This is a genomic window from Chromobacterium subtsugae, assembly GCF_001676875.1.
In the GTDB taxonomy this organism is placed as follows: domain Bacteria; phylum Pseudomonadota; class Gammaproteobacteria; order Burkholderiales; family Chromobacteriaceae; genus Chromobacterium; species Chromobacterium subtsugae.
In genome coordinates this window covers 47,292-66,398 of record NZ_JYKA01000009.1, presented here as the reverse complement: position 1 = coordinate 66,398, position 19,107 = coordinate 47,292, and the positions used below count along the sequence as shown (strand labels likewise).

Below are 19,107 nucleotides of genomic sequence, written 5' to 3'. Positions count from 1 at the left end.
ATGGCGCATGACAATCCTATCGAAGAAGTGCTGCAGGCGACGCCCCAGGCCAGCGGCCTGCTGTTCCATGCCTTGAAGGACGGCAACGACGCCTACCACATCGGCGTGGCGTTCCGCGTGAAGGCGCAGGCGGAGGAGGCGGAAGTCCGCGAGGTTTGGCGCCGCATCCAGGCGTCCCAGCCAGCCTTGCGTTCGGTATTCGCCTGGCGGGCCATCCGTTTTCCCCATCAACTGATCCACGCCGCGCCGCGCATTCCGCTGGAGTATGTCCGGGTCGAGCCGGGCGAGGCGCCGGCCGGGCAGCGCGGCCTGGATTGGCTGGCGCGATCGAAAGCGTCGCCGTTCGCGCTGGATGAGGAGGTGTTCCGCATCGCCTGCTTCCATGACGCGGCCGCCGGGACCTTGGACATCGCGTTTTCCTTCCACCATATCCTGATGGACGGCTGGAGCAGCTCGCTGCTGATCGCGCTCTGGCTGCAAGGCTTGCGCGGCCAGGAGATCGCCGCGCTGGACGCGAGGCTGTATTCGCGCCAGCTCTGGCAGGGCCTGGCCCCGGAAGAGTTGCAAGCCAGCCGCGAATACTGGGACGCCGTTTTCCGCGATCTGCCGGACGGCGAAGCGGCCGCGGCCACCCGGCTGCTGGCCGAGCCCATGTTCCGCCGCGCCGCCGCGGCGGGCAGCGCCGCAGCGGGAACCACGGCGGGCAGCCGCTGGGACGAGGCACGCAAGGGCGCGGTCGAGGCGTTGTGCCGCCGCGCCGGCGTCACGCCGGCAAGCTTCGTCTACCTGTGCTGGGCGCTGACCCTTTCCAAGCTTTCCTTCCAGAAGAGCGTGGCTTTCGGCTGCGCGTTTTCCGGACGGGAAGCGGCGCTGGCGCGCAGCGCCGACCGCCAGCCGCTGGGTTTGTTCACCAATACCGCGCCGCTGATCCTGACGCTGGATGGCGGCTGGAACGCCGCGGCGGCGCTGCGCGCCGTGTTCCAGACGCTGCAACGCACCCAGCGGCATGAGAAGAGTCCGCCGCTGCTGGTGCGGGAAGCGGCCGGGCAGCGGGGCGAGCTTTACGATTCGCTGGTGGTGTTCGACAACTACCCGATCGACGCCAGCCTGCGCGATGCCGGCTGCGGCGCGCACGTGGAGGCGCTGCATAGCGAGGAGACAACCCACTTCGGCCTGACGCTGACGGTGTCCGGCGTCGAGCAATGGCAGGTGGAACTGAGCGCCAGCGCCGCCAGCGAGGCCGACCCGGCCGCGGTGCGGGCGGCGTTCCATGCGTTCGAATCCCTGGCGGCGGACCTGCTGGCCGCGCCGGAAACGGCGACGATCGGCGAACTGGCGCTGAAGCTGGGGCCGGACGGCGCGGCGGGCTCGCTGGTGGCGGGGGAGCGCAATGAGCAGACGCCGGACATCAACGCGCTGTTGCGGCGCATCGGCCAGCGCCTGGCCGACTTCCCGGAGGCGGTCGGGCTGATCGAAGGCGAGCGGCGGATCGCCAACCGCGAGCTGGCGCAAGGCATCCGCGCCGTGCAGGAGCAGTTGCGGTCGGCGGGCTTCGTTCCCGGCGACCGGGTGGGCGTCCATCTGGACAAGGGGCTGCGGTCGACGCAGGCGATCCTGGCGATCCTGTTCAGCGGCGGCAGTTATGTCTACCTGAACCCGAAAGACCCGCCGCAGCGCAAGCGGATGCTGCTGGCGCTGGCGGACTGCGGCATCGTGCTGTGCGGCGGTCTGGCGCAGGCCGACCTCGGCGCCGACGCCGGCCGCCTGCTGCTGGACATCGAGGCGGCCGCGCCAGCGGCGGGCGGCGCGGCGCCGTGGTTGTGGCCGAAGCGGGAGGCGGGGAGCGAGTTCTATTTCATCTTCACCTCCGGCACCACCGGCCGGCCCAAAGGCATTTCCGTCCGCGACGAGTCGGCGGCGAACCTGCTGGACTGGTTTGTCCGCGAAACCGGATTGAGCGCGGCCGACCGGGTGCTGGGCCTGACCGACCTGAACTTCGACCCCAGCGTGGAAGACCTCTTCGCCAGCCTCGCCGTCGGCGCCGTCCTGATCTACCCCGCGCCCGAGGCGCTGCGCGAGCGGCAGGCCTTCATCGATGTGTTGCGCGGCCAGGCGGTGACGCTGGTCAACTTCATTCCCGGCGCCATCGCCCAACTGATCCATGGCGCGCCCCGCTTGCCGGACATGCGCTTATGGATTTTCGGCGGCGAAGCCTTGCCGGCGCCGCTGCGCGACGAGCTGCTGGGCCAGGGCTACGCGGTCAGCAATCACTACGGCCCCAGCGAAACCACGGTGGATTGCCTGAGCGCCAGGCAGTCGCCGGAGCGGGAGGTCGCCATCGGCTGGCCGATTCAAAACGCGGTCGCTTTTTGCGCGGACGTTTTCGGCCAGGCGCTGCCGGCCGGGGTGCGCGGCGAATTGTGGGTGGGCGGCCTCTCCATCGCGCGCGGCTATGCCGGCAATCCCGCCGAATCCGCCAAGAGCTTCGTCGAGCGCGACGGCCAGGCTTACTACCGCACCGGCGACGCGGTGACGTTCGCGCCGGATTTGGGTTTCAGATACCTGGGGCGGATCGACGACCAGGTGAAGGTGAACGGGGTGCGGATCGAGCCGCGCGAACTGGAGCGGGTGGTGGAGGCGATGGCCGAAGTCCGCGCCTGCAGCCTGCTGCCGGCGCCCACGCCGGAAGGAAAGCGGCAATGGAGATTGTTCGTCGATAGCGGCATGGCGGCGGAGACGCTGCTGCCCCTGGTGCGCGAACGCATCCGCAGCCAGCTGCCGGAGGCCTGGATGCCCGCGCGCATCGTGGCGGTGGATGGTTTCGAGCGCACGCTCACCGGCAAGATAGACCGCAACCGCCTGCTGCAACGCGCCGAGCTGCAGGAGCAGGCGGCGCCCGCCCCGGCGTTGGCGACCGATCCGGTGGAGGCGAAGGTGCAGCAGGTGTGGCGCGCGGTGCTGGACGGCCGCACCGCTGCGACCGATGTCAACTTCTTCGACGCCGGCGGCGACTCCATCAAGATCATCGCGCTGCAATCCGGCGTGCGGCAGGCCTTCGATAGGGAGGTCGGCGTCGCGGTCTTGTTCGAGCACCCGACCATCGCCTCCTTCTCCGACTGGATCCGGCGCGACGGCGCGCCCGCCGCCTCGTCTTCCCACGAACACCAACTGTCATCCGCCCAGACCGGCAAGAGCCGGCTGGCGGACCGGCGCCGCAAAGCAAAAGGAAGTTCCGCATCATGAAGCGCGAATACACCGGCAATGAAATCGCCATCATCGGCATGTCCTGCCGATTCCCCCAGAGCCCCGACTGGCGCGTCTTCTGGCGCAACCTGCTGGCGGGCCGCGAACTGGTGTCGTTTTTCTCGCGGGAAGAGTCGCTGGCGGCCGGCGTGCCCGCCGAGGTGGTAGACCAGCCCCATTACGTCCCGGCCAAGGCCTTTCTGGAAGACGCCGAATGCTTCGACTACGGATTCTTCGGTTATTCGCAGCGGGAGGCGCAGAAAATGGACCCGCAGCTGCGGGTGCTGCACGAAGTCAGCCATAACGCCTTTCTGGACGCGGGCCTGCGCCCGGGCGAATCGACCCTGAACGCGGGCGTGTTCATCGGCTCCACCTTGAACCTGGAGCGGCTGGAGCAATTCGCCGGCGCCAGCCAGGACATCGCGGAAATGTTCGATGTCGGCAATTACAACGACCCGGCTTCGTTCGCCACGCAGATCGCCTACCGGATGAAGCTGAATGGGCCGGCGCTGCATGTGCAGACCGCCTGCTCGACCTCGCTGTCCGCGGTGCACCTGGCCAGCAAGGCATTGCTGGCGGGAGAGTGCGAGATGGCGCTGGCGGGCGGCGCGTGCATCACCGACCCGGCGGCGGGCGGCTATCTGCACCGCGACGGCATGATCCTGTCGCCGGACGGCCACTGCAAAACCTTCTCCGACGAAGGACAGGGCACGGTGAACGGCAACGGCGCGGCGGTGGTGCTGTTGAAGCTGCTGGAGAACGCGCTGGCGGACGGCGATCCGATCCACGCCGTTATCGTGGAGTCCGGCATGAACAACGACGGCGACCGGAAGGTGAGCTTCGAGGCGCCCAGCGTGCGGGGGCAGGCCGAAGTCATCGAGCAGGTGTACCGGCTGGCGGACATTCCCTTTTCCAGCCTGGGCATGATAGAGGCGCACGGCACCGCCACCGCGCTGGGCGACCCCATCGAAATCCAGGCGCTGAGCCGCGTGGCCGCGGAATTGCTGGCGCCGGACGAGCTTGCCCGCTTCCGCTGCGCCATCGGCAGCGTCAAGTCCAATATGGGCCATCTCGACGCCGCCGCCGGCATCGCCGGACTGATCAAGGCGGCTTTGAGCGTCCGCTTCGGCATGATCCCGCCATCCTTGCATTTTCAGCGGCCGAACCCGCACCTGGAACTGGACAAAACGCCGTTCTGGGTGCCGACGCAGGCGACCGCGTGGCCGCAGGCGCAAGCGATCCGGCGCGCCGGCGTCAGCTCCTTCGGCATCGGCGGCACCAATGTGCATGTCCTGCTGGAAGAGCCGCCGCGCGCGCTTGCCGCCGAGCAAGCGCCGGAGTCTGGCGCGGACCAGATTCTGCCGCTGTCGGCCGGCTCGCCGTCAGCGCTGGCCAGCCTGATCGCATCCTATTCCGTCCATCTGGAGCTGCATGACGCCCAGCTGGATCTGGGCGCTGTCGCCGGCCAACTGCAGGAGGGACGCGCCGAATACCCGTGCCGCGCCGCTTTCGTCGCCGCCGACGGCGCAGGCTGGAAGCGCCAGCTGGATGGCTGGACGCTGCTGGACGGCGCGCGCGAGCCGCTGCCGGAGCAGGTCTGGCTATTCCCGGGGCAGGGAACGCAGTCCGCCGCCATGGGCTTGCGCCTGGCGGAGCGCTATCCCGAGTTCGGCGGCCTGTACCTAGGCTTGCTGGACAAGGCGGCGGCGTTGCTGTCGATCGAGCCCTCGGCCCTGATCGACAGCGTGAAGCGGCCGGAGCAGCTGTCCACGCTGCGCTTGCAGCCCATTCTGTACGCCGCGCAAACGGCGCTGGGCGTCTGGCTGCGCCGGCTGGGCTGCCGGCCGGCCGCGCTGTGCGGCTTCAGCCTGGGCGAATTCGCCGCGGCGGCGGTCGCCGGGGTATTCAGTCCGGAGGAAGGCATGGAGCTGGTGGTCGCGCGCGCGCGCCTGATGGACGCCATGCCGCGGGGCGCGGTATTCGCCGCCAATTGCCGCCAGGGCCTGGATGAAGTGCCCGATTGGCTGTGGCGGGTGTCGGAGCTCAGCCCCGGCGTCTGGACGCTGGCCGCCGCCGAGGACAGGTCGCAAGACGCGGAAGACTGGCTGGCCGCGCGCGGCTTCTCCTACAAGCGGGTGGCGGTGTCCCATGCTTTCCATACGCCGCTGATCGAACCGGCGGCGCGCGCCTTCGGCGAACTGCTGCAGGCTTACGCGCTGCGCCCGGCCGAGTGCGCGGTCTATTCCACCGCGCTGGGGCGGAAGCTGGCCGCCGACGAGATGCGCGATCCGCAGTACTGGGTGGAGCAAATGCTGGGCCAGGTGCGGCTGGGCGCCGCCTTGCGGCAGGCCGAAGCCGCCCATCCGGCGTCGCTGTACGCGCAGATCGGCGCCGGCGCCGATTTGCTGCAAAACGCGCGCAAATGGCTGGGCCTGGGCGGCGGCCGATTGGCGCCCACGCTGGGCACGGGCGGGGCGGAGCAGGAGGAAAGCGCCGCGCTGCAGTTCATCGGCCAGGCGTGGACGCATGGCGCGCCGATCGAATGGGCTCGCCTGCGCGGCCCGGCTGCCGCGGCGCGCGCGCATCTGCCCGGCCATGCGTTCGAGCGGCGCGTCTGCGCGCCGCCGCCGCGGGCCGCCGCGCCGTTGACGGCGTCCGAGCTGTTTTTCGGCTCCCGCTACTACGGGATGGAGTGGGAGCGGGTGGAAGCGCCGGCGCGAGACGCCGCCGGCGAAGAGGCCGCGCCGGCCGGCTGGATCCTTTGCCGGCAAGTCACGGAAAGAGAGCGCGCGCTGGCCGCCGCGCTGGGATGGGGCGACGGCGCCTGCTCGTTCATCGAATGCGGCGACTGGAGCGGCGACTTCGCCGGCATCCACGCCGAACTGCCGGCCGCGCTGGAGCGGCAAGGCCTGAAGCCTTCCGCGGCGATGGACATCGTCGCCACCGGCTTGCTGGACGCGCTGGACGCGCGCCAGGCGCAGTTCTGGGCATTCTGGCTGCCGACGGCGCTGGCGCGCTGGAGCGCCGGGCAAACGCCTGCGCCCAAGCTGCGGCTGCTGTTCCCCGCCACGCAGATGGCGGCCTGGAGCGGAACCGAAACGCTGGCCGCGGAGAAAAGCCAATTGCTGGGGCCGCTGTTGATCGCGCCGGAGGAATACCCCGGCATCGCCGCCCTGGGCGTGGACTTCCCCGGCGACGACGCGCGGGACATCGGCCAGGCGCTGCGGCTCTGGCTGGATAGAGGCTGGCAAGGCGGGCAATTCTATTGCCGGCGCGACGGCGGCTTCTGGCGCCGGCGCGTCACCGCGCGCGCGCAGTCGCAGCCGCTGAACCGGGTTTTGCCGGACATCGGCCGCAACAGCCGGGTGCTGATCACCGGCGCCAATGGCGGCATGGGCGCCGCCATCGCCGAGCACCTGGCGCGGGTCTATCACTGCGATTTGCTGCTGCTGACGCGCAAAGCGCTGCCGCCGCGCCGGGAATGGGCGGAGACAATGGCCGGCGCCGGCCCCGACGCGGCGTTTTTGCATTGGGTGGGCGGCTTGGAAGCCATGGGCAGCCGGGTGACCCTGCTGCAGGCGGAACTGGGCGACGAAGCGTCGCTGGCCAAGGCGTTCGAGCCGGTTTTCCGGCTGGCGGCGCAGGGCGAGGGCTTGGACTACGTGTTCCACACCGCCGGCCGCGGCGAAGGCGCGATGATGCAGATGCGCACCGAGGCGGAGTCGGCGGCCACGCTGGCGCCCAAGGTGACGGGCAGCCGTTTCCTGTGCGCCAGCCTGGCGCAGCTGGGGAACCCGGCGCTGCTGCTGTTCTCCAGCCTGGGCAATCTGCTGCCCAAGGAAAAAGTGGGGCAGGTCGCGTATGTCGCCGCCAACGCCTGCCTGGAAGCCTACGCCGAGCAGGCGCGCAGCCAGGGCGGCAAGGCCCTGGCCATCGCCTGGGACGACTGGGCGGAGTCCGGCATGGCCACCCGTTCGGCGCGGCAATTGGACCAGGCGCTGCTGCAGTCCGGCCCGGCCGAGCAGTCGGACGGCGTTGTCTGGCGCAGCCGGCTGGATGCGCGGCGGGACTGGTGGCTGGACGAGCATCGTCTCGACGCCGGCACCGCGGTGATGCCTGCCATGGGCATGTTGGCCCTGGTCCATCGCGCGCTGGCCCAGACGCGCGCCGACGGCGCGGCGTTCTCCTTGCAAGGGGTGGCCATCGAGCGGCCGCTGGTGGTGCCCGACGCCGCCCAGACCGATGTCGTGGTGGCGTTCGCCGCTGATTTCGGCGCTTTTGAGATTTTCTCCGGTTTGGGCGAGTTTTCCCGCGCGACCTGGCTCAAGCATGCGGGCGGCAAGGTGGGCGCCCGCGCGGCGGCCGACGCCGGCTTGCCGGGCTTGTCCGGCGAACCCTTGTTCCGCGCCGGGGACGGCGCGGGCGTCAGCCCGCAAGGCGCGCTGGACTTCGGACCGCGCTGGCGCAACGTGGTGGCCGTCGATCGCCTCGGCGCCGGCGAAGTGCTGAACCGGCTGCAACTGCCGGCGGCGTTCCGTGGCGAGGCGGCGGAGTGCGGCCTGCATATCGCGTTGTTGGACACCGCCACCCTGATCGCTTCGCCCGAGGACGCCGACGCCCAATTCGCGCCGGTGTCGATCGGCGGATTCAGCCAGTTCGCGCCGATGCGCGACAGCGTGCTCAGCCATGTGCGGATCGGCGAACTGGGCGCCAACAAGCTGTTGCAGGTGAGAATTTTCTCCGAGGACGGCGCGTTGCTGGTGGCGATCGACGACCTGCTGCTGGTGGACGCGTCCGCCGCGCTGCGGGATGGCGGCGCCGACAGCCATGGCGTGATGCGGCTGCGCGGCGGCGAGGACGGCGGCGCGGGCTTCGCCTTCGATACGCGGCAGGAGCCGCGCCGGGCGCCCGGCCCGCAGGAAGTGGAGATCCGGGTGAAGGCGGCCGGGCTCAACTTCAAGGATGTCCTGATCGCGCTGGGCGTGCTGCCGGCCCCGACCGACCCCAGCATGACCTTCGGCCAGGAAGCCGCTGGCGTCGTGACCCGGGTCGGGCGGGAGGTCGAAGATGTGCGCGTCGGCGACCGGGTGATGTGCGCTGGCCACAGCTGCCTGGCGGAGCACGTGCTGATGCCCCGCCGCGTGGTGGCGCCGATTCCGCGCACGCTGGGCTTCCAGCAGGCGGCCGGCGTGCCGGTGGCCTTCACCACCGCGTGGATCGCCTTGCGCCATGCGGCCAATTTGAAGCGCGGCGAGCGCATCCTGATCCATTCCGCGGCCGGCGGGGTCGGCATGGCGGCCATGCAGATCGCGCTCTATCTGGGGGCTGAGGTCTGGGTGACCGCCGGCAGCGAGGAAAAGCGCGAGCTGCTGATCGGCATGGGCGCCAAGGGGGCGGCGAACTCCAGAACGCGCGAGTTCGGCGAGGTTTTCCGCCGGCAGCTCGGCGAGCGGCCTTTTGCGGTGATTCTCAACGCGCTGGCCGGAGAGCTGCTGGAGGAAAGCCTGTCCTTGCTGGCGCCGCAAGGCCGTTTCCTGGAGCTGGGGCTGCGGGACATCTTGCAGAACTGGCGGCTGGGCTTGGCCTTGTTCGCCGAAGGCGGCAGTTTCCACGCGGTGCAGGCCGGCGCGGAGCATCCGGCCTATCGCGAGGCGTGGGCCGAGGTTGTGCAGTTGCTGGAGCAAGAGGCGCTGCGGCCTCTGCCGACCAAGGCCTATCCGGCCAGGGATATCGCCGACGCGTTCCAGTTCATGGCGCAGGGGCGGCATATCGGCAAGATCGTCGTCGCGATGGAAGAGCGCGGCGAGGCGCGCGGCTTCGCCGCCAAATTGCGCGAAGAAGGGCTGAGCGACGCGGAGGGCACGCAAATCGCCATGGCGATGGCGGCCTTGGTTCGCCAGAGCCCGACAGCGTATCTGGCGGTGTCCAAGCTGCCGATCGGCGCGGTGCTTGAGAAACAGTCGAGCACGCAGCAGATGTTGTTTGGCGCGGGTTCAAAAACCGGGGGAGCGGAGGCGGCCGGCGGCGACTCGCTGAAAGGCGCGGACGCGGACGCGTTGCTGCCGGCGATGCGCGAGATGCTGGAAGGGTTCCTGGGCGCCGATGGCCTGGACGTGGACGCCAGCTTCTTCGCGCTGGGCGCCACCTCGCTGGATCTGATCCAGTTCGCCAAGCGGCTGGAGCAAAGGCTGGAACGCGAAGTGCCGGTGGCTTTGCTGTTCAAGGCGGCTTCCTTGCGCGAACTGAGCCGGGAGCTGGCGCCCGCGGCGGCGGCGGCGGAGTCCGCGCAGACGCCCCCATCCGGCGCGGGAGACAAGCGGCGGGCCTTGCTGGCGCAGCGCAAGCTGCGCGGCGCCAAGCAGGAGGGCGAAATCAATGGCTAAGTCCGGATGGTTCCGCCTGGCGCTGTCCCTGGCCTGCTTGTGCCTGGCGCTGAGAGGCGGCGCGCATGCGGCGGCGCCCGGCGGGGATCTGCAACGCGCGCTCGGCGAGCTGAGCGCGCGCTGGGACGCCGGCCAGGTTCCCACCGGCGCCTTGAGCGTGGTGGCGGGCGGGCAGACCCGGACCATGCGTCTGGGCAAGCAGGAGGCCGGCGTGTTCGAGCTGGCCTCGTGCTCCAAGGCCTTTACCGGGCTGCTGATCGCCGAATTGGAGCGCGAGGGCGCGCTGAGCCGGGACGATGCGCTCACCCGCTGGGTGCCGGAGCTGGCGCGGAGGCCCTCGTCGGGGTATGCCGCCGTCCGCCTCAAGAACCTGCTGTTCCACACCAGCGGCATAGCCGAAGACACGCTGGACCTGCTGCGGCCCGACGGCGGGCCCCAGGCGCTGGAGCGGCTGCCGGCGCTGCTGCAGGATGTGCCGCTCGCCTATCCGGTGGGCAGCAAGGAGGAATACGCGACGCTGAACTACAGCCTGCTGGGGCTGGTGGCGGAACGGGCAAGCGGCAAGCCGTTCGCGGTGTTGCTGCGGGAGAAGATCTTCCTGCCGCTGGGCATGCGGCACACCTTCGTCGAAGGCGATCCGGCGGCGCCCGCCGGCTTGGCGCGCATCCCCGGCTATAAGGTGGGCTTCACCGCTGCCCGGCCGTACCAGGCGCCGCGTTATCTGCAAAACGCGCCGGCCGGTTACGTGCTGAGCACGCCGGAGGACATGGCCGCCTGGCTGCGCTTCTTGCTGCAGCGCGAAGCCAAGCCGGGCGCGGACGCCAGCCAGGCCGCGCTGTACGCGGCGCTGCAGCAGGCGAAGCGGCCGTATGGCGGGGGCGGCGACGCCGGCTACGCCTACGGCTGGGATGTGGAGGCCGGCAAAACCTCCAGCTGGAGCCATCCGGGACAGAACCCGAATGCGGGCGCTTATGTGGCGTTCGATCCGGCGGCCGGCGTCGGCGTGGTCATGCTGGGCAACAGCAACAGCCCGCAGGTGATCCAGCTGGGCCGCTCGGTCTTCCAGCATCTGCGCGGCGCGGATCCGCAAACCCTGCCGGCCAGCTTCGCCGCCGATAGCGGCGATTGGGTGTCCACCGCGGCGGCGGCGCTGTTCTGGCTGGGCGGCCTGCTGCTTTGGCCGGCCTGGGCGCGCTGGAGCAAGCGAGCCGCCGCCGCCGGCGCCCCCGCGCGCAGCCTGGAGGGCGCGATCATCCGCGACAGCCTGGCGCAGTCGGCCGAACCGGCCAGCTGGCGGGCCTTCCTGGCGCGGCTGGCGGTGCAGAACGCGGCGTTGTTGGCCGCGCTGGCGGCGGCGCCGCCGCTGTTGGCCGGGCTGGGGTGGACTAGCCTGCTGGTATGGGGCCCCGCCAGCTTGCCGGCGGCGGCCGCGGGGCTGGTCTTCTTCGCCAATGCCGTCAGCCTGTTCTTCTTCCTGGCGGCGCGGCGCGGCGACGATTTTTCCGGCAAGGCGTTTTCCGCGCTGATGATCGCCAGAGTGGTGGGGCTGACCGTGATTTCCGGCCTGCTCAACTCGGCGCTGGTGCTGTGCATCATCCAGACCATAGGCAGCCCGGCCTCGCACCTGGCGTTCAGCGCCGCGCTGCTGTTCAACTGCATTTATTTCTATATCTCGTCGCGCAAGGCCGCCGAGCAGCAGATCATGCGTTTCGGCCACGCCTTCGTGCAGGGCTGGCGGATGGAGATCATCCGCAGGCTGCTGGCGTCGGACTACCAGAGCGTCGAGCGGCTGTCGCCGGGGAAGATACAGTCGGTGGTGGGGGAAGACTCCCAGGAGTTGGCGAAGAGCGTGCTGGCCTTCGTGCCGTTTTTCGCCAACCTGCTGACCATCGTGTTCCTGTTCGCCTACCTGATGGCATTCAAATCCGCGGCGGCCACCTCGGTGCTGCTGGCGTGCGTGCTGCCCATGGTCGGGCTGTATTACTACGTCTCCCAGCGCGCCAACCGCTTGATGCCCCAGGCGCTGGATACCCGCAGCGAGTTCATGGACGCGGTCGAGGACTTGCAAAAAGGCTACAAGGGATTGCGCCGCGAGGCGGTGAAGCAAGGCTTCCACCGCCACGCGCAAGCGGTTTCCGACCGATTCAAAGCCTTGCGGATCCAGTACGACCGCGGCTTCCTGGGCGCGTTCTTCATCGGCGAATCGCTGCTCACGGTGCTGTTGGTGGCGGTGGCGCTGCTGTTCCCGCTGCTGATACCGCGCTTCGACGCCGACACGTCGAAGGAATACCTGATCATCCTGCTGTACCTGATCGGCCCGCTGAACGCGGTGATGTCGGCGATGCCCGAGCTGATCCGGCTGCAAAGCCTGATGCGCAATATGGTGGCGTTTTGCCAGTCCATCCGCTCCGACGCGCGGGCGGCGGACGCGTCGCCTCCCTCCGCGGTGCACACCCTGGAATTGTCGGCGGTGAGCTTCCATTACCCGGCTTCCGGCGCCGAAGGCGAGCGCTTCGGCGTGGGCCCGCTGTCGCTGACGGCGCAAAGCGGCAAGGCCTACTTCCTGACCGGCGGCAACGGCTCGGGCAAGAGCACGCTGGCGATGATTCTGGCCGGGCTGTACGCGCCGTCGCAAGGCACGGTGAAGGTGAACGGCGCGGAGGTTCCGCACCGCCGGCTGCTGGAGCTGACCCGAGCCATCTTCAGCGACAACTGGCTGTTCAAACGCCTCTACGACCCGGCGCTGGCGCAGTCGCGCGAGGCGATCAACCGCAACATCGCGCTGCTGGGGCTGGCCGGCAAGACCGAACTGCGCGATGACGGCGCCTTCGACAGCATCAAGCTGTCGACCGGGCAGCGCAAACGGCTGTCGCTGGCGATGCTGCTGGCCGACCCGAGCCCGCTGGTGGTGCTGGATGAGTGGGCCGCCGACCAGGACCCCCGCGCCAAGGCCCGGTTTTACCAGGAGTGGCTACCCATGCTGAAAGCCCAGGGCCGCATTGTTTTTGTCGTGACCCATGACGATGAGTATTTCGCCGAAGCGGATGCGCTGATCATCATGAAAAACGGTCAACTGATCGAGTTGAAAGAAGAGAGCTATGTTTGCTGAGTCCTTGCTGGAAAAGAGCGGTGGCCATCTGGCGCCGATCGGGCCGATGGCCGATGACGGCGTCCACCGGCTGTTCGAGCGCCAGGCGGCGCTGACGCCGGACGCCGCGGCGCTGAGCTTCGACGGCCGGTCGCTGTCGTATGCCGAGCTGAACCGCAGGGCGAACCGGCTGGCGCGCCTGATCCGCGCCCATGGCGAGGCGGAAGTGGTGGGCATCTGCCTGGAGCGCGGCATCGACGCCATCGTCGCGGTGATAGCGGTGCTGAAGGCCGGCTCGGCTTATGCCGCGATCGACCTTTCCTATCCGGCCGAGCGCCAGGCTTACATCCTGCGCGACGCCGAAGTGTCGCTGGTGATCTCCAGCACGGAAATCATCCGCTCGCTGCCGGCCGGCCACGCCTTCATCGACATGGACCAGCGCGACCTCTCCCGCGGCGACGGCGCAGAGGATGACGCGGCGGTTTGCGATCCGCAGAGTCTCGCCTATCTGATCTACACCTCCGGCTCGACCGGCGCGCCCAAGGGCGTGCGCATGCCGCACCGGGCGCTGGCCAATCTAGTGGCCTGGCAGCTGCGGGACCAAGGCGACTACGCGGGACGAAGGACGCTGCAGTTTTCCCCGTTGAGCTTCGATGTTTCTTTCCAGGAGATTTTCTCCACGCTGGCCAGCGGCGGCGAGCTGGTGCTGATTTCCAACCGCTTGCGCCTGGACCCGCTGGCGCTGCTGTCCTTCATCGAAGAGCGGCAGGTGGCGCGCATCTTCCTGCCTTACGTGGCGCTGAACAGCCTGGCCACCGCCGCGACCGAGCAGGAATGCTACCCCGCCAGCTTGCTGGACGTGGTGACGGCGGGCGAGCAACTGGTGGTCACCGCCGCCATCCGGCAGTTCTTCGGCGTGCTGCAGGGCTGCCGGCTGCACAATCACTACGGCCCTTCCGAAAGCCATGTGGTGACGGCCTACACCCTGCCGGGACAGGCCGAGGATTGGCCGACGCTGCCGCCGGTCGGCGCCCCGATCGACAATGTAACGATCCATCTGCTGGACGCTGAAGGCCGCGAGTCGGCGCCTGGCGAGCCGGGCGAGTTGTGCATCGCCGGCCCGCAACTGGCCTGCGGCTATCAGCGGCGCCCGGAGGAGACCGCGGCCAGCTTCGTCGAGCGGGATCCGGACGGCGCGGGCGTCCGGCGCCTGTACCGGACCGGCGACCTGGCGCGGTGGCGGCCGGATGGCCTGCTCGACATCCTCGGCCGCATCGATTTCCAGATCAAGATACGCGGCCACCGGGTGGAGCCGGGCGAAGTGGAGGCGTTGCTGATGAGGCATCCGGCGGTGCGCGACGCCGTCGTGCTGGCGCAGGGCGACAGCGCGGCCGACAAGCGGCTGGTGGCCTTCATCATCGCCGCCACGCCGGATGAGGACGGCCTGCGGGAAAGCGTCGCGCGCCATATGCGGGACGCCGCGCCGGAATACATGCGCCCGGCGGCGCTGGCTATCGTCGACGCTTTTCCCTTGTCCGCCAGCGGCAAGATCGACCGCAAGGCTTTCCCCCTGGTTTGCGGCCAGGCGCCGGCGGCGGAGGCCTTCGCGCCGCCGCGGGACGCGCGGGAGCAGGCGCTTGCCGAGGTATGGGGGGAGCTGCTGGGTGAAAGCCGCGTCGGCCGGCATGCCCACTTCTTCAATCTGGGCGGCCACTCGCTGTTGGTGGTGAAAATGATGCTGGCGCTGCGCCGGCGCGGCTTCATTGTGGATGCGCACACTGTTTACCAGCAGCCGGTCTTGTCCGGCCTGGCGGCCGAGCTGCGGGTGTTCGATCCGCTGGCGGAGGACGCCGCTCCGGCGCGGCAGGATGGCGGCGCTGCCTTTCTGGCGGGGTTGAGCGCGGCTGAGCGGGACCTCGTCGCCGCCGCCGTGCCCGGCGGGCTGGCCAATATCCAGGCGGCCTGCCCGCTGGGGCCGCTGCAGCAGGGCATGCTGTATCACGCGCTGGCCCATCAGGCCGGCGATCCGTATGTCTTGTGGCAGGTGGTCCGCTTCGACAGCGAAGACCTGTTGCGCGCCTATCTGGACGCGCTGCGCGCCGTCATCGCCCGCCATGACGCCTTCCGCGTCGCCGTGCTGCACGAGGGGCTGCCGCAGCCGTTGCAACTGGTGTGGCGCGAGGCCGAGTTGCCGGTGGAGGAGGTGCGGGCGGAGCTGGAGGGGGTGGACGCGCTGGCGGCGCTGCGCCGGCGCTGCGAACCGGCCCGGCAGCGTTTCGACATCGCCCAGGCGCCGCTGCAGCGTTGCAGCTATTGCTACGATGCGGGGCGCGGACAATGGGTGCTGCTGCACCAGCTGCACCACCTGGCGGTGGACCATGCCACGGTGGAGGCGATGCTGCGCGAGATCGAGGCCAGGCTGCGCGGCGAAACGCCGGCTCCGCTGGCGGCCGCCGCCTTCGAGCAGGTGCGGGCGGGGATGTTCGCCGCCGACGACGCCGGCGAGCGCAAGGCCTTTTTCGACGAGATGCTGCGCGGGTTCGAACCGGGGCCGGCGCCCTTCGGCGCTGCCGAGCCGCTGGCCGGCGACGCCGCCGTGGCCGAAGCCTGGCGGACCTTGCCCGCATTGTCATCCCGGCTGATACGCCAGCAGGCAAGAGCCCGCGGCGTCAGCGTCGCCGCCATTGTCCACCTGGCTTGGGCCAAGGTGCTGGCCAGTCTGGGCGGCCAGGCCGACGTGGCCTTCGGCACGGTGCTGCTGGGGCGCATGAGCGCCGGCGGCGGCGCAGACAGCGCGATGGGGCAGTTCATCAATACGCTGCCCATCCGCCTGCGGCTGGACGATCTGCCGGTGGCGGCTTGCCTGTCGCATGTCCAGGACGCGCTGACGGGCCTGCTCAGGCATGAGCAGGCGTCGCTGGCGCAGGCGCAAAGAGCGGCCGGCGCGGCGCCCTTGTTCACCACCTTGCTGAACTACCGCCACAGCGAAGTGCGCAATGTGCCGTCGTCCGACCCGTTCGGCGCCGTCAATCCCGCCGCGGTGGCCGGCGTGTCCTATTCCGGAATCATGGAGCGCACCACCTATCCGGTGGCGGTGAATGTCGATGACTTCGGCGACGACTTCGTCATCAATGCCCAGGTTGGCCAGGCGCTAGACCCGGAGCGGGTGTGCGACTTCTTCGAGACGGCCCTGCGCGAGCTGGCCGCCGCCTTGGCGCGCGACCCCGAGGAGCGGATCAGCCGCATCGACGCGCTGCCGGCGCCGGAGAAGGACCGCATCCTGCGGCAATGGAACCAGACCGACGCCGACTTTCCAGCCGAGGCCTGCCTGCACACGCTGATCGAGGCGCAGGCGCGCCGGACGCCGGACGCCGTCGCGGTCGAATTCGGCGCGCAATCGCTCAGCTATGCGCAGCTGAACGGCGCGGCGAACCGGCTGGCGCGCCACCTGAGGGCGAAGGCGAACATCGCCCCGGATGCGCTGGTGGGCGTGTGCATGGCGCGCAGCCTGGACATGGTGGTGGCCTTGCTGGCGGCGTTGAAGGCGGGCGGAGCCTACGCGCCGCTGGATCCGAGCCATCCCGCCGACCGGCTGGATTACATGCTGCGCGACGCGGCGCCGGCGGCGGTGCTGTGCCATGGCGGCATTCCGGCGGCGGCGCGGGCGTGGCTGGCCGAATACGCCGCCGGCGCCGGCGCCGCGCTGATCGATCTGAGCGAGGACGCGGCGGATTGGGCCGGACAGGACGCCGCCGATTTGCCCGCGGCGCAGATCGGCCTGACCGCCTCCCATCTGGCCTATGTGATCTACACCTCCGGCTCCACCGGACGGCCGAAAGGCGTGATGAACGAGCATCGCGGCATCGTCAACCGCCTGACATGGATGCAGAAGAGGTATCCGCTGGATGCGACGGACGCGGTGCTGCAGAAGACGCCTTACAGTTTCGATGTGTCGGTGTGGGAGTTTTTCTGGCCGCTGATGAACGGCGCCCGCCTGGTGATGGCGGAGCCGGAGGGGCACAAGGACCCCGGCTACCTGAGCGAAACGATACGCAAGCGCGGCATCACCACCCTGCATTTCGTGCCGTCGATGCTGTCGGTTTTCCTGGACCAGGCGCCGGACGCCGGCGGCAGCCTGCGCCGGGTGTTCTGCAGCGGCGAGGCCTTGCCGGCGCATAGCGTGCGGCGTTTCCTCGAACGCTTCCCCGGCGTGGAATTGCACAATCAGTACGGCCCGACCGAGGCGGCGATCGATGTCTGCGCCTGGGATTGCCGGCAGGTCGGCGACGACGACGTGATTCCGATCGGCAAGCCCATCGACAACATCCGCCTGCATATCCTCGACGCGTACGGCCAGCCTTGTCCGGTAGACGTGGCGGGGGAGCTGCACATCTGCGGAACGGGCGTGGCGCGCGGCTATCTGAACCAGCCGGAGCTGAGCGCGCAGAAGTTCGTCGCCGATCCTTTCCGGCCTGGCCGGATGTACCGAACCGGCGACCTGGCCCGCTACCTGCCAGACGGCGATATCGAATATCTGGGGCGCAATGATTTCCAGGTGAAGCTGCGCGGCGTGCGCATCGAGCTGGGCGAGGTGGAGTCGGCGCTGCTGTCCCATGCCGACGTGAAGGAATGCGTGGCGCTGGTGCGCGAGGACGTGGCCGGCGATGCGCGGCTGACCGCCTACGTGGTGCCGGCTGCCGGCGCAGAGGCGCTGGAGCCGGCGCTGCGGCAGCATCTGCAAGCGCGGCTGCCGGCTTTGATGATCCCGTCCAGCATCGTGACGCTGGATGCCTTGCCCCTGAGCGGCAACGGCAAGCTGGACCGCAAGGCCTTGCCGGCGCCGTCCGGCGTCGCGGCCGGACAGCCGGCGCAGCCGCCCCGAGAGGGCACCGAGGCGAGGCTGGCGGCTATCTGGAGCGAGTTGCTCAATACCGGCGCCATCGGCCGGCAAACCCACTTTTTCGAGGCCGGCGGCCATTCGCTGCTGGCGGTGGCGCTGATAGGGCGGATACGGCAGGCGTTCGACCTGTCGCTGCCGCTGAGCGCGCTGGTCGCCCATCTCGATCTGATGTCGCAGGCGGCCTTGATCGACGCGGAGCGGGAAAAGGCTGCCGCGGCCGCGCCGTCCCAAGCGCCGGCGCAGGCCGCGGCGCAAACCGGACGCATCCGGGCGCTGCCCGCGCAGAAAGCCATCTACAAGGCGATCCGGCTCAATCCTGCCGACTTGAGCAACAACAGTTTCGTGGCGCTGGAGTTTGATGCCGAACCCGATCTGAAACAGCTGCGCAACTTGTTGCAGGCCACGCTGGCGCGGCACGAGGGCTTGGGCGCGAGGTTCGCGCTGGATGGCGGCGAGCTGTTCCTGCAGCCGGCGCCGCGCTTCCTGTTCCGGCTGGAAAAACGCCAGAGCCTGGGATCGCTGGAGGAGGACCTGCGCGATTTCATCCGGCCGTTCTCGCTGGAAGACGGCATGAATGTGCGCGGCCGCTGGCTGGCCGATGGCGAGCGGCCCGTTCTGCTGCTGGACTTCTCCCATGCCTGCATCGATGGCTCGGGTCTGATGCGGATATTGGAGGAACTGGCGGGCGAAGCGCCGGAGCTGGCGGCGGGCGCGAGCCTGGCGGCGTACTCGGACCTGTTCCACGGCGACGGTTTCGCCGCCATGCGGCAAGCGCACGCGGCGTTCTGGCGCGAGCGCCTGCAAGGGTGGGCGCCGGCGCCGCAAGCCGGGATCCAGCCGCAGAGCCGAACATGCGAGCTGGCGCTGGACGCCGACAGCAAGGCGCGGATCGCCGCCTTGTCGGCGCGGCTGAAGATCAGCATGCCCGAATTCTTCATGGCGGTTTTCCTGGGCTTCAAGGCGCGGCTGGAGCAACGGCGCGATCAACTGGCGTCGATGATTTTCCACGGCCGCGACCAGCTGGAGCAGCAAGCGGTGATCGCGCCGCTGATGGCGGTTCTGCCGGTGCGTTTCGACTGGCCGGAGGGCGGGGCGGACGCGGAAACGCTGCGCGGCGTCAGCGCCGCGGTGCGCCAGGCTTGCCGCCATTACCTGTTCGATGCCGACGAGATGGCCGCGCGCCATCCGGAGTTGCCGCGGCAGGCGCTGTCTCCATCCGCCTTTTTCGGCTACTTCACGCGCGACGGCTTTGCGGGGCGGATCGCCGGGATGCCGTGCCGGCAACGGGAGACGCCGGTCATCGCCGGCGGACAGGCGCACTGGAGCCTGAGCTGCGAAATCGCCGAACACGACGCGGGCTTCGACGTGCGGCTGGAAGCCTCGTCGCATCCGGCGGATGACCGCGGGCAGCCTTGGGACGCGCTGTTCCACTCTATCGTGCAAGGCGCGCTCGACGCCGGCCGCCAGTCAAACTGAAGCAGGAAACTCTGGAA

The 19,107-nt window shown here is 69.6% G+C and carries 4 protein-coding genes; all 4 read left to right on the top strand.

Going from position 1 to position 19,107, the window contains the following annotated elements:
- From MY55_RS13020 to MY55_RS13005, 4 genes are read left to right on the top strand one after another with little or no spacing between them, the layout of a single operon-like run.
- Positions 1-3,243, top strand: a complete 3,243-nt coding sequence (locus tag MY55_RS13020; RefSeq protein WP_065202479.1) for an AMP-binding protein — start codon at positions 1-3, stop codon at positions 3,241-3,243.
- Positions 3,240-9,626 (top strand): type I polyketide synthase, encoded by a 6,387-nt coding sequence (locus MY55_RS13015; protein ID WP_065202478.1) that lies wholly within the window; start codon positions 3,240-3,242, stop codon positions 9,624-9,626. Before MY55_RS13020 ends, MY55_RS13015 begins: the two co-directional genes overlap by 4 nt.
- Positions 9,619-12,735 (top strand): serine hydrolase, encoded by a 3,117-nt coding sequence (locus MY55_RS13010; RefSeq protein WP_065202477.1) that lies wholly within the window; start codon positions 9,619-9,621, stop codon positions 12,733-12,735. Before MY55_RS13015 ends, MY55_RS13010 begins: the two co-directional genes overlap by 8 nt.
- Positions 12,725-19,090, top strand: coding sequence for a non-ribosomal peptide synthetase (locus MY55_RS13005; RefSeq protein ID WP_065202476.1), 6,366 nt, complete (start codon positions 12,725-12,727; stop codon positions 19,088-19,090). The genes MY55_RS13010 and MY55_RS13005 overlap by 11 nt, the downstream gene beginning before the upstream one ends.
- Positions 19,091-19,107 lie beyond the last annotated feature (17 nt).

Coding starts and splice junctions, on each gene's coding strand:
- MY55_RS13020 (WP_065202479.1), top strand. CDS start 1: ATGGCGCATGACAATCCTATCGAAGAAGTGCTGCAGGCGACGCCCCAG.
- MY55_RS13015 (WP_065202478.1), top strand. CDS start 3,240: ATGAAGCGCGAATACACCGGCAATGAAATCGCCATCATCGGCATGTCC.
- MY55_RS13010 (WP_065202477.1), top strand. CDS start 9,619: ATGGCTAAGTCCGGATGGTTCCGCCTGGCGCTGTCCCTGGCCTGCTTG.
- MY55_RS13005 (WP_065202476.1), top strand. CDS start 12,725: ATGTTTGCTGAGTCCTTGCTGGAAAAGAGCGGTGGCCATCTGGCGCCG.